The following is a 15,457-nucleotide window of genomic DNA, read 5'->3' as shown; positions in this document are numbered from 1 at the left end:
GCTGTTTTTTTATGCAAATAGCGCGAGTTTGTGTAAAGGTAGGTATCAAGTTACACAACCCTGCGTTTATATGGATATTCTAGATTACAGTGTCATCGCGTTTTACCTCATTGCGCTACTCGCCATCGGCTTTAGCTTGCGCGGACAGCAGTCGAAGAAAGATTACTTTCTAGCAGGTAGAAGCTTAGGTTGGAAACCGCTGTTATTATCAGTTATGGCGACGCAGCTTTCTGCGGTCAGTTTTATTTCCGCTCCCGCATTTGTCGGCTTTCGTGAGGGAGGAGGCTTGATTTGGCTCTCTTATGAACTTGCGGTGCCTTTAGCCATGTTGTTACTTGCTACCCTTGTATTACCAACCCTGTACCGAAGTGGTGTAGTGAGTATATACGACTACCTTGAACGTCGTTTCTCTATCTCTACCCGTATTTGTATCAGTGTTGTATTCCAATTTAGCAGAGCCTTTGCTACCGGCATAATGGTTTACGCGCTATCCATTATATTGCAAGGAACCATGCAGATTTCATCCACGCAGGCAATCTTACTCATTGGTGTTATTACCATTTTGTATTCCTTGCAGGGCGGCATGAAAGCAGTTGTATATGGTGACGCGGTACAAATGGTTGTCATCGTTTTGGGCACAGCTATCTGCATTGCTTTTGGTCTTAACGCATTGGGCGGTTGGGAATCCTTTCTACAATTACTTCCTAGCGAACGAGTTTCTACCCTTAATTTCTCCTCTCTAGGTTTTGACGGAGACGGCTTCGGCTTTTTACCTATGGTATTAGGAGGCGTTATCCTTTATGCCTCTTACTATGGGTGCGATCAATCTGAAGCGCAACGAGCACTGTCAGCTAGATCAGAAAGCGATCTAAAAAAGATAATGCTAGCCAACGGCATTTTCAGGTTTCCAATAACACTTCTATATTGTTTAGCGGGCTTGGTGATAGGCACGTTAGCGTTCAACGACGCTAACTTGCTATCTCAAATTCCTAAAGATAATCCAGACTGGCTTATGCCGGTATTTATTCTTAACTATTTACCTCATGGGCTTATCGGCTTGCTTGTGGTCGCTATTCTTGCTGCAGCTATGTCATCACTGAGTTCTGCTATCAACTCCCTTGCAGCTGTTTCACTGGAAGATTATTTCAAGTTGAAGGGAAAACAAGCAAAATCTGAACGCTATCTTCGCAACGCGAAATTAGCGGGGCTGATATGGGGTGTGATTATTTTGCTGCTTTCACTCAATGCTGGCGATATAGCGCCTACCGTAATAGAAGCGGTGAACAAAGTGGGCTCTGTCTTTTTTGGCCCTGTTTTAGCTGTTTTTTTACTTGGAATTTTAACGAAAAATGTAGGTGCCAAGCACGTCAACCTTGGCCTTTTGTGTGGCGTTTCAACCAACCTAACCTTCGCATTTTTTGTCGATGACGTATTTTGGTTTTGGTGGAACGTAACAGGTTTTATTGGAACAGTGTTACCTGCGATTATTCTTTCGATACTTGTTCCAAGCGGCGAGGCAAATACTATTGCCTCCAACCGAGAGGGTGCTGTTAGTGTACTTACAGACAGGACTATTACCGTGCTGTTGGTAAGTTACTTTTGCTTGTTAGTGGTATTTTGCTATTTGTTACCTGGTTGGCTGCAATAGCATCAGAGTTTTAAGCTTCTTCCTTGCGTAAAACTGAGTCCCTCAGAATAATCTGATCTTTGCCAGCATGTTTAGCTTCATATAAGCGCGCGTCGGCTTTTTCTAGCTGCGACTCTAAACATTTGTGCTCTTCGGTGCTTACGCCGATACTGCACGTAATGTTAAATTTGTGGCTGGTAAACAGCGTAGTGCGAACTGCATCCATAAATGCAGAAAGCGCTGATAGATACACTTTGGGCGGCCTTACCGATACTACGGTAAATTCTTCGCCGCCGTAGCGAACAATTAAGTCGTCAGGGAAGTAATCTTTCATTAGCGCAGCGAATTCCTGCAACAACATATCACCAGTTTTGTGACCATACGTATCGTTCACGCTTTTGAAGTTGTCAGCATCAATCATAGATACAATCACGTCTTTTCTAGACGTACTGTTGGCGAACAACTCTTCGGCTTTTTCATGTAGAAAGCGTCGGTTGTAAACCTTTGTTAGCGCATCTAAATTGGCGGAGTCACGAATGGTTTGAATCATTTCTTGGGATTCAAGGTTTTGCATGACTCGGCAGTAAAATTCCTCGTGATAAAACGGCTTAGACAAAAAGTCATTAGCGCCGCTTTTAATAAATTTAGAGGTAAGCACGCTGTCACCAGTGGCAGAAAGCCCAATAAAGACTAAATCCTGCATCCGCCTTTCGTGGCGAATCGTTTTAACGAGCTCATAGCCATCCATATTGGGCATTCTATGATCTGCTATCACCATTTTTATATCGCGATGCTTTTCAAGTAAATCAAGTGCTTCTAAACCGTCGGTGGCCTCATGTACTTGAAACTGAAACTTGCGAAGTAACGAGCAAATATGATTTCGACTGGTTTTAGAGTCTTCTACAACAAGTACTTTTGTGGTTAGGTTTTTTCTTAAGCGATCTACTAATTTAGAAACTTGTAGGTAGGAGTAACGAGACTCTTTCGTAATGTAATCGAGTACACCTTGGTCGAGTAATTGGGCACGAGTGAATTCGTCAAAATTGCCGGTTAGCACTATGGTTGGAACGTTATAGGAGAGCGCAAGCTCAACACTTTCACCATTGGGGGCGTCAGGAAGATTTAGATCGACAATGGCAGCAAGGTATTCTGTTTCGCTTTCAAGTGCGCTTTTGGCCTCAGCGAGGTCTTCACATAGATCACAAGTAAAATGAGGGTTATCCTCAATAAGCTTATTAACGATCTTACGGACAGTTATGCTGTCTTCTACTACAAGAACTTTATACATGCGAATTACTCTGAATACTTATCTATTGATAATAACCAACTGCAAAAGAAAAAGCCCTCAAAGAGAGGGCTTTTTAGACTTATGTCTAAATAAGGTATGTCTTATATGCTGTGAGCTTGATCAGAGTTGTTCAGGTGGAACACGAACATTACCTTCCATTAGGACCCGTGCACTTCTGCTCATCACGGCTTGCTCAATTTTCCACTTGTCGTTTTCAAAGTTGGCTTTTGCTCCGACTCGAAGCGTTCCGGATGGGTGTCCAAAGGTTACTGATTCTCTGTCTTCGCCTCCTGCGGCTATATTCACCAAGGTTCCCGGAATAGCAGCAGCGGCGGCAATAGCTACCGCTGCTGTGCCCATCATTGCATGGTGAAGTTTTCCCATGGATAGCGCTCGTACTAACACATCAATATCTGAACCAAGCACGTCTTTTCCACTGGAAGCTTTATAGCCTGTTGGCGGGGCAACGAATGCAACCTTTGGAGTATGCTGGCGATTTGCCGCTTCGCTTACATCCTTAATCAAACCCATTTGGACTGCGCCGTACGCACGAATAGCTTCAAATTTCGCTAAAGCTTCAGCATCACTGTTTACGTCACCTTGCAGCTCAGTGCCGTTGTAGCCAATATCTTCAGCGTTAATAAAAATGGTAGGTATACCCGCGTTTATCATCGTTGCCTGAAGTGAGCCAACGCCGGGTACCTCAAGCGTGTCTACCAAGCGGCCAGTAGGAAAAATAGCCCCCTCACCGTCAGCTGGGTCAACAAATGCCACTTCCACTTCTGCGGCAGGGAAGGTGACGCCGTCTAGTTCAAAATCGCCAGTTTCCTGTACTTCACCATTGGTTACAGGCACTTTTGCGATAATGGCTTTATTGATATTTGCTTGCCAAATATTGACGGTGGCAACACCGCTTTCTGGAATCTTGTTTTCATCGACTAGCCCATTGCTAATGGCGAATGCGCCGACGGCTGCGGTTAAGTTGCCGCAGTTTCCGCTCCAGTCTACAAAAGGTTTGTCGATAGCTACTTGCCCAAACAGATAGTCAACATCGTAACCTTCACGTTCGCTTTTACTCAAAATCACGGTTTTGCTAGTACTTGAAGTGGCACCGCCCATACCGTCGGTTTGTTTACCGTATGGATCTGGGCTGCCGATAACACGAAGAAGCAGGGCATCGCGCGCCGGGCCTGGCGTTTGCGCGGTTTCTGGCAAATCAGTTAAATTGAAAAACACACCCTTACTGGTACCGCCACGCATATAGGTAGCCGGTACTCGAAGTTGTGGCGCATACTTTGTCATGTTCTTTCCCTCAACTAGCTTCAGCTTCCAAGAAGTCTTTGGCGAAGCGTTGTAATACGCCGCCTGCGCTGTAAATCGATACTTCTTCACCCGTATCTAAGCGACAGGTTACCGGCACGTCTAGTTGCTCGCCGTTTTGACGGTTCACTACCAGTGTTAGCGTTGCACCTGGTGACGGTTCGCCGCTAACGTCGTAGGTTTCTGTGCCGTCTAGCTCAAGCGTTTTACGCGTAGTGCCAGGCTTAAACTCTAACGGCAACACGCCCATACCAATGAGGTTAGTACGGTGAATACGCTCAAAGCCTTCTGCTACAATCACTTCAACGCCCGCAAGACGCACACCTTTAGCAGCCCAGTCCCGTGAGGAACCCTGACCGTAGTCGGCGCCAGCAACAATAATCAGAGGCTGTTTACGGTTCATGTAGGTTTCAATGGCTTCCCACATGCGGACGACTTTGTCTTCTGGCTCAACGCGGGCCAGTGAACCTTGCTTTACTTCACCATTGTCTAGCACCATCTCGTTGAACACTTTCGGGTTCGCAAGAGTAGCGCGCTGTGCGGTTAAATGATCGCCTCGGTGGGTGGCGTAGGAGTTGAAGTCTTCTTCGGGTAGCCCCATTTTTGCTAAGTATTCACCTGCAGCACTGCTTGCCATAATGGCGTTCGAAGGTGATAAATGGTCAGTGGTGATGTTGTCACCTAAAATAGCTAACGGACGCATACCTTTCATTGTTCGCTCGGCATCCATTGCGCCTTCCCAGTAAGGCGGGCGACGAATGTAGGTGCTCATTTCACGCCAATCGTATAGTGGGTTAATGTCTTTGCCATAGTCAACGCTTAGGTCGAACATTGGTTCGTATACTTTTCTAAAGTGCTCTGGCTTCACCGACTTCGCTACAATAGCATCAATTTCTTCGTCGCTTGGCCAAATGTCTTTAAGGGTTACCGGGTTGCCGTCTTTGTCGGTACCTAATATATCCTTTTCAATATCAAAACGAATCGTACCGGCGATGGCGTAAGCTACAACCAGCGGTGGCGATGCCAAGAATGCTTGTTTTGCATAAGGGTGAATACGGCCGTCGAAGTTACGGTTACCCGACAACACTGCTGTTGAGTAAAGGTCGCGGTCGATGATCTCTTGCTGAATCTTAGGGTCTAGCGCGCCGCTCATACCGTTACAGGTAGTACACGCAAATGCCACAACGCCAAAGCCTAAATCTTCCAACTCGCTCATTAAGTTGGCTTCTTCAAGGTAAAGCTTAACGGCTTTAGAGCCAGGCGCTAGCGAGCTTTTAACCCACGGCTTACGGGTTAAACCGCGCTGGTTAGCATTGCGCGCAAGCAGGCCTGCTGCAATAACATTGCGCGGGTTTGACGTATTAGTACAGCTGGTGATAGCTGCGATAATAACCGCGCCATCAGGCATTTTGCCTTCTTCTTCATCCCATTTCGCAGCAATACCGCGACTTTCTAGGTCGCTGGTTGGTAGGCGAGCGTGAGGGTTCGAAGGGCCGGCCATATTACGGCCAACAGCAGAAAGGTCGAATGTCAGCACGCGCTCGTATTCGGCGGTTTCTAAATCATCTGCCCACAAACCCGTGTGCTTGGCATATTGTTCAACCAATGCAATTTGCTTTTCCTCACGTCCTGTTAGGCGCAAGTAATCAATGGTTTGCTGGTCAATATAGAACATGGCGGCAGTGGCGCCGTATTCCGGTGTCATGTTCGAAATGGTAGCACGGTCGCCCAGCGTAAGATGCGATGCACCTTCGCCGTAAAATTCCAAATACGCAGATACCACGCGCTCTTTACGCAAGAATTCAGTTAACGCTAATACAATGTCGGTTGCTGTAATGCCAGGCTGTGGTTTACCGGTAAGTTCAACACCTACAATGTCAGGCAAACGCATGTAAGACGCACGGCCCAGCATAACGCTTTCCGCTTCAAGACCGCCCACACCCACGGCAATTACACCAAGTGCATCAACGTGCGGCGTGTGGCTGTCGGTACCTACTAGCGTGTCAGGGAAGGCCACACCATCGCGGGCTTGAATAACGGGTGACATACGCTCCAAGTTAATTTGGTGCATAATGCCGTTACCCGGCGGGATAACATCTACGTTTTTAAACGCGGTTTTTGTCCAGTTGATAAAGTGGAAACGGTCGTCGTTTCGTCTGTCTTCGATAGCACGGTTTTTCTCAAACGCGTCTTTTTCAAAACCTGCGTGTTCCACCGCTAACGAGTGGTCAACAATTAGCTGGGTTGGCACAACCGGGTTAACTTTAGCAGGGTCGCCGCCTTTAGCAGCAATTGCATCGCGAAGACCAGCTAAATCGACAAGAGCCGTTTGCCCCAGGATATCGTGGCACACTACGCGAGCAGGAAACCATGGAAAGTCTAAGTTACGCTTGCGATAAATAAGCTGTTTAAGTGAGTCGGTGAGCATCTCAGGCGCGCATTTGCGCACTAAGTTTTCAGCCAGTACACGCGACGTATAAGGTAGCTTGGCATAGGCGCCTGGTTCAATAGCATCTACCGCTTCACGGGTATCGAAAAAATCGATACCCGCGTTTGGAAGCGGTTTACGGTAATCAATATTCATAAAACCCCAACCTTAATCTTAAGCGCGTTCGCTAATAGCTGGCACTGGGCGTAGTTCTTCGCCTGTATATTCTGCTGATGGACGAATAATACGGTTGTCTGCGCGCTGTTCCATAACGTGTGCCGCCCAACCCGTTAGGCGTGACATTACGAAGATTGGCGTAAATAGCGGTGTAGGAATACCCATAAAGTTGTAAGCAGACGCGTGGAAAAAATCGGCATTACAGAAAAGCTCTTCTCGCGCCACATCACTTCTTCACAGCGAACAGACACTGGATAAAGTACGTCGTCACCCACATCAGCAGCTAGCTTTTCAGACCATTGCTTAATAATTTCATTACGCGGGTCAGACTCAGAGTAAATCGCGTGACCAAAGCCCATGATTTTCTCTTTACGCTCAAGCATGCCCATCATTTTTTCTTCAGCATCATCGGCAGAGGTAAAGCCTTCAATCATTTCCATGGCGGCTTCGTTAGCACCGCCGTGAAGTGGACCGCGAAGAGAGCCGATAGCTCCGGTTACGCAAGAATGCATATCAGATAAAGTTGATGCACAAACACGTGCGGTAAAAGTAGAGGCGTTAAACTCGTGCTCTGCATAGAGAATTAGCGATACATGCATGACTTGCTCGTGCAGCTCACGAGGCTTTTCGCCATGAAGCATATGTAGGAAGTGACCACCAATTGAGTCGTCATCGGTTTCAACGTCTACGCGCACACCGTCGTGCGAGAAGCGGTACCAGTAGCAGATAATACTTGGGAAACACGCCAACATGCGATCCGTCACGTCTTGCTGCTCATCGAAGCTGGTTTCCATTTCAAGGTTACCTAGCATTGAGCAACCTGTGCGAAGTACATCCATTGGGTGCGCATTTTTTGGGATGCGCTCTAGCACTTCTTTCAATGCTGTTGGAAGGCCGCGCATGCCGCGAAGTTTAGTTTTATAAGCGTCTAGCTCAGACTGGTTAGGTAGCTTGCCTTTAAGAATAAGGTACGCTACTTCTTCAAATTGGCAGTTTTGCGCTAAATCTTTTACGTCATAACCACGATACGTTAAACCTGAACCTGACTTACCTACGGTTGATAATGCTGTTTTACCTGCAACTTGGCCGCGTAAACCCGCACCACTTAACTGTTTAGCCATCTTGTTATCTCCGGTCTTGTATAATTTGTAAGGTACTTTTAATTGAAAATAGTGAGTAATTTGGACGCTTGAAGTTGGCGGCCACATTGGCTGCTGGGGCAAAGCAAAGCCCCCTGCCACGCCGTGAACCCATCCATGGGGGCTCCGCCTCGGCAACCATGCCTCGGAGGGGCAGAGAACTGTACTTCACCCCTACATCTTCGTGCCCGCCAACTTCAAGCTGAATTTATGTATTTACTAATTTTTGCCTTCTGCGAATAGGGCATCTAGTTTTTGCTCGTACTCGTGGTAGCCAAGATAATCGTACAATTCCATACGTGTTTGCATACTGTCGACAACGGCTTTTTGGTCACCGTTTTCAAGTATAGATTTGTACACCATTTCTGCTGCTTTATTCATAGCACGGAATGCACTTAATGGGTAAAGCACCATGTCTGCTCCCCATTCGCCAAGCTCTTCTTTACTCCATAGTTCGGTTTTGCCGAACTCAGTTATATTGGCAAGAATAGGTACGTCTAATGCCTCTGAGAATGCACGGTAATGTTCTTCGGTTTGTACTGCTTCTGCGAATATGCCGTCAGCACCCGCTGCAACGTAAGCTTTTGCACGCTCAATGGCCTTGTCCAAACCTTCCTGCGCGAACGCGTCGGTGCGGGCCATGATGAAAAAGTCTGGGTCGGTTCTGGCGTCAACCGCCGCTTTTATGCGGTCCACCATTTCTTCTGTGCTAACAATTTCTTTGTTAGGGCGGTGACCACAGCGTTTTTGGGCTACCTGGTCTTCCATATGCACCGCTGCTGCGCCTGCTTTCTCCATATCGCGAATGGTTTTAGCAATGTTAAATGCGCCGCCCCAACCTGTGTCGATGTCTACCATTAGCGGAAGGTCGCATGCGCTGGTAATTCGCTGCACGTCTGCAATCACATCATTAAGCGAGGTCATGCCTAAGTCGGGTAGGCCGTAAGACGCATTCGCTACGCCGCCACCTGATAGATAAATAGCTTGGTGGCCAATGGCCTTTGCCATCATGGCGGTGTAGGCATTAATGGTGCCTACAATTTGTAGAGGTTTATTGTTCTCTAACGCGGTTCTGAATTTCTTTCCTGCACTCATGATAATCACTCGCTTATTTGAAAGTAGGGTAGAGGTGAATTAGGTATGAAGAAGACTGAGTGGTGTTAACCATGATTAAGCTTCTTCTCAATATTATTTTTTGAATAAAGAATATGGCGACGCATTAGCATTTCAGCCAGTTCTTCGTCGCGATTGGCAATAGCGTTAACGATGTGTCTGTGCTCATCAAATGCAGTGCTAACGCGCGGGCCTGCCATACCGAGCTGTACGCGATACATGCGCACTAGGTGATACAGCCCGTCTACAAGCACACTTATTAAATGATCATTTTTACTGCCAGTTACAATTCGGTAGTGAAAGTCTACATCGCCAGCTTCTTGATAATAGCTTTGACCGCCTTTTACTTTATCAAAGTGGCTATCTAGCAATGCCTGCATATCAGCAATCTCTTCATCGCTCATATAACGTGCGGCCAAGCGTGCTGCCATACCTTCTAACGCTTCACGTACTTGGTATAGCTGAATAAGGCCTTCGGGGGACAGCGCAACCACACGGGCACCTACGTTGGCTTTACGTTCCACTAGGTGACAGGTTGCAAGACGGTTTATGGCTTCACGAATAACAGCGCGACTCACTTCATACTTTGTCGACAATTCCATTTCACTCAGCTTACTGCCAGCGGGAATGATGCCTTCAACAATATCCTTTCTTAATTGAAAGAAAGTACGGTCAGCGTTGGTTATGGCTTGTTCGCTTTTTACTAACACAATACTCGGTCTTAATTTGATTAATGTCGACAATATATGTCGATTTGTGGTTTTTTTCAACCTCTTGAGCGCTTAATTGTCGACAACAAAGGTAAGATTTTGGTCTTATAGTAATAATCAATTGTTTTGTTCGCTTGGTCTTAGCGAGGTAATGGTAAACTCGAAAAAAACTAGCGTTAGAGCAACGCGTGAGCAGCCTTATGCCGCTTGGCGTAATTTGAAGGTAATCTTACAAGCGTGCTTCTTGGTTAAAGGTTAGGATACAGAACCAATATCGAGAGCTCATGTAGTGGTTGAAATTTGTCCTTTTGGTCTAGGGTTTAATTAAATTCCAAGGGTGTTTTTTTAAAGTGGAAAAGGTTCGCTATCTATCTGATGTTTAAATTTTTTGCAGTTTTGTTAAAAAACTTGGCTTTTGATGGTTTTCCTAACCAATTAGTCTAATTTTGGAATCTTATTTTAGCAAAAGTGTAATATTTCACTTTGCAGGATAGCAATCTAACGGTAACATATCGTTCCAGTCTTCAAGCCTAAATTCTAATACTGCATTTCAGAGGACTGGAAAAGTAGATTCTACTTTTAAGGCAAAGTTTTATTGAAAGTAAGTTTGTAATATTTTATTGCGACTTACTTTTTTATTGTCTGTAATCCAGTCTTAGCACAAGATTGTGTGCGCTTCTTGAGTCAGTGAGTTTAGTCTTTCAAAGTTCCAAAGAAGAATTTGAAGCAGCCTATAACAACAAATTAATACCTAACACTCACGCAAAAGGGGTTACACCATGAAATCCAATACTGACGTGTCCATGACACTTGCCAGTAAGCTTTCACCTGTCGCACTAGCAGTAGCGATGACCGTTCCAGCTCTTTCAAACATTGCCGTTGCTCAAGAAGCTGAAGCAACTGAAGAACAAAAGTTTGAAGCCATTACCGTTACCGCGACAAAACGCCCTCAAGTTATTTATGAAGTACCAATTGCTATTAGTGCCTTTGACGGTGATAAGCTAGCTGACCAAGGTATAACAGACCTAACAGACGTCGGTAAATTCGTACCAAACCTGAACGTAACAGGTTTTTCTGCTGGTCACACATCTTCTGTAAACCCATTTATTCGTGGTATCGGTCTTCAAGATCACCTAATCACGACTGATCCAGGCGTAAGCGTTTACGTTGATGGTGTATACCTAGGCCGCCAAGTTGGTCAAAACTGGAGCCTAAACAACATCGAGCGTATCGAAGTACTTCGCGGTCCACAAGGTACGCTATACGGTCGTAACTCAATCGGTGGTGCGATTAATATCATCACTAAAGAGCCAGACCAAGGCGATGTAACTAAAATCAATACTGAATTTGGTACTCGCGGTCGGGTTAAAGCAGACCTTTTTGTTAACCATGGTTTGTCAGACGAACTTGCGTTCAACATGAACCTATCGTTTAACAAGCGCGACGGTCTAGGCGAATTTATTAATGTACCAAACGCTGAATACGATGTTGGCGAGACCGAAGACATCTCCGGTCGTATCTCTGTTAAATGGGAGCCTTCAAATGACTTCCGTATGGTATTAACTGCAGATGCGAACAATGGTGACGGCGGCTTGCGTCCGTACACGGTACTTATCGACGAAGTGGGCTCAGCACGCTACTTCGGTGGCGGTAATGGTCTTGGCGTAGAGCTTCGTAACTCAGATGTTATTCCTGAAGGCGCCGACCGTTACGATAACGCAACAGGTACTGAAGCGGTAACTGGTGTGTCTAACGAAGCCCGCGGCCTTTCATTGACTACAGAGTGGGACATCAACGACGACTACACTGCAAAGGTTGTTGCAAGCCAGCGTACATCCAAGTACAAAGCAGGTCTTGACGATGACGGTACGGTTTTCTCACTAGATCAGTTCCCTGAGCGCGGTGAAGCCGATCAAACATCAATTGAGCTTCAGCTTAACGGTTACATCAACGAGTACACTGACTTTGTTGCAGGCCTTTATTACTTCAACGAAGAAGGTAGCAACCGCCAAGGTGACGACTCTAACTTCGACGGTGGTCCAAACTTACTTCAACTTGACCAAGAAACTACATCAAAAGCGGCATACGTAAACGTACGTCACGATATTAATGATGAGCTAAGTGTTTCTGGTGGTCTTCGTTACACCAAAGATGAAAAAGATGCGTCTGCAAACGTATTCTCAGCACTTGGAACAATTTTTGATTCAAATGACTGGGATGAAGTAACGTGGGAAGTAGCGACCAACTACACATTTGAAAACGGCATGACAGGTTATGCGACTATTCAGTCTGGCTATCAGTCGGGTCAGTTCCCTGCGCGTCCATACTGCCTTATCGGCCAGTTCTTTGGCGCAGGTGGCTTTGACGATATCGAAGGTGCCCAGGCAGCCGTTCGTGCAGATAACTGTTTTACAGCGTCTGACAACATTACTGCGACTAACTATGAAGTGGGTATCAAAGGTCGTGTGAATGATTACTTCGATATCAGTGTTGCCGTATTTAACACTGAGTTCGAAGACCTACCTTACCAAGTAAGTCGCGTGAGCGAAGGTGGTTTCGACACTGCAAACCTTGTTGTTGAACAAACTTCTCGTGGTGTTGAAGCTGACGCTACATTTACCTACGGTAACTTCAGCATGATGACCAGCATTGGTTACATGGATGTTGATGTTGAGGAGCAAGACGGTTTCAACCCTGTTGCACCACTGACTCCTGATCTTACGTTAGCGATTGGCCCGCAATATACCTTCGAGCTAGATGGTGGCGACTCAATTCGCGTGCGTGCTGATTACTCGTACCGCGCAGAAATGTATGGCGAGCCAACTTCTGCTCCTGAGCGTATGACAGAGCTTGATAGCCGTGAACTGGTTAACTTTGATATTGCATATACGCCGGCGGATGACGCTTACACCGTTGCACTTTACGGTCGTAACATTTTTGATGAGCGTTACGACAACGCACGCTTGAATACAGGTGACTACATCCTGCAAATTCTAAGCAATGATGCGAGCGAGTTTGGTGTTAGGTTCTCAACTGAATTCTAATATCTACAACGAGTTATAATTGAAAAGCCAGTCTTGCGACTGGCTTTTTTTTTGCTCATTTCTTCTTGTTTTATGTTCATTATTGGCATAGCTTTAGAGTTACTCTAAACATGCGCAGTAATTCTTTATGAAAGTAAAAACACTCTGTGGTATCAGTCTGCTTTTAGTTTCCACGCTACTATTAGGGTGTACTTATACCGTCTATTTACCCGATGAAGAAGGCGGTAACCAAAATCAAAACGGTAAAGTTGCTGTTAATAAACCTGAGTTCGGTAATCAGTGCCGCTACAGCGGTAATGGCGAGTATGGCATATGCCCCACGTCAAACGGTGAAATGGTTGGGACGTCTTGTTCTTGCCCAACCCCTTCGGGGCAAGTTATGGGAACGGTGTCGAAATATTAGAAACGCTTTCGCTGAACGCAAAGCATTTCAATCATACGGAGATGGAACGTGGGATTGTTTACTAATTTTAAAAAATCGCGGTTAGAAAAAAAGTTTAATAAAAAAGAATGGGTTATAATTCAGCCTGTTCCGTTTGCTCAATTCGAACAAGTCATCGTAGAGCATGTTGATGCAGGTTGGGAAATTGAAGAGGATTACGAACGGTTAGCGGAAACAACCGCGAAGTGGCAGTGTGAATTGCGCAAAGGTACAAGTATAGTAACTTGTGTATGGACTGAAAAACATCAGGGTATTATTTACGGGCCAGAACGCGTGCTGACTGGTTTGTCTGAAAAGTTAACAATACCCATGTCTACAACAATCGCTACCACGTGGTTTTAAGCCTCTATCAAAGCCACCCCTTTTGCTTTGCAATACGTGCAGCATCTACGCGGTTGGTCGCATCTAGTTTTGAAATAGCTTCCGATAAATAATTCCGTACCGTTCCTTCAGAAAGAAATAGTTGCTGTGCAATAGCCTGTGTTTTTAGGCCGTCAGAGGCAAGCTTCAGTGCCGACATTTCTTTCTGCGACAATGGATTATTATCATCAAGTGCCATAATCGCAAGTTCAGTTGAAATTACCTTGTCTCCTGCAGAAACTTTGTGAATAGCATCAATTAAATAATCACTGTCAGACTCTTTTAAAATAAACCCCGTAACCCCGGCACTCAAAGCGCGCTTAATATAGCCTGGTTTTGAAAAAGTAGTCATCAATATCACCTTGGTACTGAGGCTTTGTTTGGTTACGTAAGCAGCTAAATCTAGCCCTGAAACCAGAGGCATTTCTATATCACTAAGAATAATGTGTGGCGTAGGGTTATCATTCAAATAATCAATTGCTTCCTGTCCGTTGTTGCATTTGGCGACAATAGTTAGGTCGTCTTCTAACGACAGCAGCATGGCGATGGCATCGCGGACCAAAGACTGATCTTCTACAATTAAAATGGTAGTGGTAGATTCTAGATTCATTAAGCAGTTCCTATCGACGACGTATGCTCAATATTAAGCTGTACAGTAAAAACAGGGGTGGGGCTGAAGGAGATGTCCACATCTGCACGTAATGACGCGGCACGCTCTCTAATTCCCATTAACCCGTTTCCTTCTCTTAATGGTGCAGAGTTCTCAATAACACCGTTGTCCTTATAGGTCATTTTTATCGCATGTCCGATAACTTCAAGGCCAAGCGATACTGCGTTTCCTTTTGAATAGCGCAATGTATTTGTGGTTAGTTCTTTTACTATGAGCGCAAGCTGACTTTCTTGTTTTGCAGTCAGCTGCATCAAAGCGCTGTCATCAATAGTGGTTGCAACGTTAAAACCGTTTTCTTCTAACAGTGATTTGTCTTTTGCTATTTCATCGCTAAGTGAGAGTTGCTTAATATCTGACACCGCCTGGCGAATATCGCTTAGCAACGCTTGCGAAAGCTGCGCCAGCGCTTTTACCTCTCGATGCGCATCTGCAACCTTGTCTTTACTTAAAAGTTTATCGGCCAGCTGTGCTTTTAATGAAATAGAGCTTAGCGCGTGGCCTGCAACATCGTGTAAATCCCTGCCAATTCGTTCACGTTCAGCAATCGCAGACAATACGCGTAATGCTTCAGCCTGCTGGCTTTCCTTCAACCCATGAAGGGTTTCTTTGCGCTCCATAACACCAAAACCGAACAGCACTAAGCTGTTGATTAAAGATGCGACTAAAAGAAAATGGGCATTTTCAAACATGGAAATGTGAAGCGTGATAAGCACGGTCATCATTACGCTTATACTCATTAACCCTGTTTTCAACGAGTTGTAATAACCGATGATAAAAGCGATAAAACCGATAATGGTTGCGCCACCAGGATTTTGAAAACTGCATGTCACTGAAAGCATAAACATGAGTAGCAGATAAGTGGGCAATGTGCAGATAGGCTGGTTTATGGCTTTGATGTAAAGAATAACAAAACTAAGGTATCCGAGGGTTTGTAGCGCCCACATTTCCATGGGAAGAGGCCGGGAAATAATGAGGGGGACAAAGAAGAATAGCGAAAAAAACAAGCTTCCGTGAGACCAGCGCTTCTTCCGTCCACTTCCTAAAAGCGGTAGATCAGGCGCGGTGCTCTCGTTTTGGGCGGCAGGCACTGCGCGGTTGATATCTGGTATGCTTTTATTACTGAGCATTGTGAGTACTTC

At 45.5% G+C, this 15,457-nt stretch carries 11 protein-coding genes and 1 pseudogene; 4 read left to right on the top strand and 8 right to left on the bottom strand.

Translation table 11 applies throughout. The features are described 5' to 3' along the window. The first annotated feature begins 70 nt into the window (after positions 1 to 70). Positions 71 to 1,648, top strand: a complete 1,578-nt coding sequence (locus ACYX4M_RS02540) for a sodium:solute symporter family transporter (RefSeq protein WP_476081761.1) — start codon at positions 71 to 73, stop codon at positions 1,646 to 1,648. Positions 1,649 to 1,658: 10 nt separating this feature from the next. Here ACYX4M_RS02540 and ACYX4M_RS02535 read toward each other — a convergent pair whose 3' ends face one another. The 6 genes and pseudogenes from ACYX4M_RS02535 to ACYX4M_RS02510 form a co-directional block, all read right to left on the bottom strand. Beyond that, positions 1,659 to 2,915 carry a response regulator gene (locus tag ACYX4M_RS02535; RefSeq protein ID WP_476081760.1) on the bottom strand — a complete coding sequence of 419 codons (1,257 nt, stop codon included), beginning with the start codon at positions 2,913 to 2,915 and terminating at the stop codon, positions 1,659 to 1,661. Between the two features lie 120 nt (positions 2,916 to 3,035). Next, positions 3,036 to 4,217, bottom strand: coding sequence for a 2-methylaconitate cis-trans isomerase PrpF (gene prpF / locus ACYX4M_RS02530; protein WP_476081759.1), 1,182 nt, complete (start codon positions 4,215 to 4,217; stop codon positions 3,036 to 3,038). 10 nt (positions 4,218 to 4,227) lie between these two features. After that, the gene (gene acnD / locus ACYX4M_RS02525; protein WP_476081758.1) at positions 4,228 to 6,819 is read right to left on the bottom strand and encodes a Fe/S-dependent 2-methylisocitrate dehydratase AcnD; all 2,592 of its coding nucleotides are present in this window, start codon (positions 6,817 to 6,819) and stop codon (positions 4,228 to 4,230) included. Positions 6,820 to 6,837: 18 nt separating this feature from the next. Continuing rightward, positions 6,838 to 7,961, bottom strand: a pseudogene (gene prpC, locus ACYX4M_RS02520) (bifunctional 2-methylcitrate synthase/citrate synthase). 237 nt (positions 7,962 to 8,198) lie between these two features. After that, positions 8,199 to 9,074, bottom strand: a complete 876-nt coding sequence (prpB, locus tag ACYX4M_RS02515) for a methylisocitrate lyase (RefSeq protein ID WP_476081757.1) — start codon at positions 9,072 to 9,074, stop codon at positions 8,199 to 8,201. Between the two features lie 65 nt (positions 9,075 to 9,139). Next, positions 9,140 to 9,802 (bottom strand): GntR family transcriptional regulator, encoded by a 663-nt coding sequence (locus ACYX4M_RS02510; RefSeq protein ID WP_334056576.1) that lies wholly within the window; start codon positions 9,800 to 9,802, stop codon positions 9,140 to 9,142. A 779-nt stretch (positions 9,803 to 10,581) separates the two neighbouring features. Here ACYX4M_RS02510 and ACYX4M_RS02505 point away from each other — a divergent pair. From ACYX4M_RS02505 to ACYX4M_RS02495, 3 genes are all read left to right on the top strand, one after another. Further along, positions 10,582 to 12,846: a TonB-dependent receptor gene (locus ACYX4M_RS02505; RefSeq protein WP_476081756.1), complete on the top strand. Its 2,265-nt coding sequence runs from the start codon at positions 10,582 to 10,584 to the stop codon at positions 12,844 to 12,846. Positions 12,847 to 12,973: 127 nt separating this feature from the next. Then, positions 12,974 to 13,249, top strand: coding sequence for a hypothetical protein (locus ACYX4M_RS02500; RefSeq protein ID WP_476081755.1), 276 nt, complete (start codon positions 12,974 to 12,976; stop codon positions 13,247 to 13,249). A 48-nt stretch (positions 13,250 to 13,297) separates the two neighbouring features. Further along, positions 13,298 to 13,630 carry a hypothetical protein gene (locus ACYX4M_RS02495; protein ID WP_476081754.1) on the top strand — a complete coding sequence of 111 codons (333 nt, stop codon included), beginning with the start codon at positions 13,298 to 13,300 and terminating at the stop codon, positions 13,628 to 13,630. Positions 13,631 to 13,637: 7 nt separating this feature from the next. Here ACYX4M_RS02495 and ACYX4M_RS02490 read toward each other — a convergent pair whose 3' ends face one another. Together ACYX4M_RS02490 and ACYX4M_RS02485 are read right to left on the bottom strand one after the other, a co-directional pair. Beyond that, entirely contained in the window at positions 13,638 to 14,258 is a 621-nt protein-coding gene (locus ACYX4M_RS02490; RefSeq protein ID WP_476081753.1) for a response regulator transcription factor, read from the bottom strand. Next, positions 14,258 to 15,445: a sensor histidine kinase gene (locus tag ACYX4M_RS02485; protein WP_476081752.1), complete on the bottom strand. Its 1,188-nt coding sequence runs from the start codon at positions 15,443 to 15,445 to the stop codon at positions 14,258 to 14,260. Before ACYX4M_RS02485 ends, ACYX4M_RS02490 begins: the two co-directional genes overlap by 1 nt. Between the last annotated feature and the right edge of the window lie 12 nt (positions 15,446 to 15,457).

It is taken from the genome of Alteromonas sp. ABV4_150 (genome assembly GCF_056311745.1).
This window is presented reverse-complemented; position numbering and strand designations above follow the sequence as displayed.

Bases quoted from the DNA above. Each gene is read 5' to 3' on its own strand.
- ACYX4M_RS02540 (WP_476081761.1), top strand. From the start codon at position 71: ATGGATATTCTAGATTACAGTGTCATCGCGTTTTACCTCATTGCGCTA.
- ACYX4M_RS02535 (WP_476081760.1), bottom strand. From the start codon at position 2,915: ATGTATAAAGTTCTTGTAGTAGAAGACAGCATAACTGTCCGTAAGATC.
- prpF (WP_476081759.1), bottom strand. From the start codon at position 4,217: ATGACAAAGTATGCGCCACAACTTCGAGTACCGGCTACCTATATGCGT.
- acnD (WP_476081758.1), bottom strand. From the start codon at position 6,819: ATGAATATTGATTACCGTAAACCGCTTCCAAACGCGGGTATCGATTTT.
- prpB (WP_476081757.1), bottom strand. From the start codon at position 9,074: ATGAGTGCAGGAAAGAAATTCAGAACCGCGTTAGAGAACAATAAACCT.
- ACYX4M_RS02505 (WP_476081756.1), top strand. From the start codon at position 10,582: ATGAAATCCAATACTGACGTGTCCATGACACTTGCCAGTAAGCTTTCA.
- ACYX4M_RS02500 (WP_476081755.1), top strand. From the start codon at position 12,974: ATGAAAGTAAAAACACTCTGTGGTATCAGTCTGCTTTTAGTTTCCACG.
- ACYX4M_RS02490 (WP_476081753.1), bottom strand. From the start codon at position 14,258: ATGAATCTAGAATCTACCACTACCATTTTAATTGTAGAAGATCAGTCT.
- ACYX4M_RS02485 (WP_476081752.1), bottom strand. From the start codon at position 15,445: ATGCTCAGTAATAAAAGCATACCAGATATCAACCGCGCAGTGCCTGCC.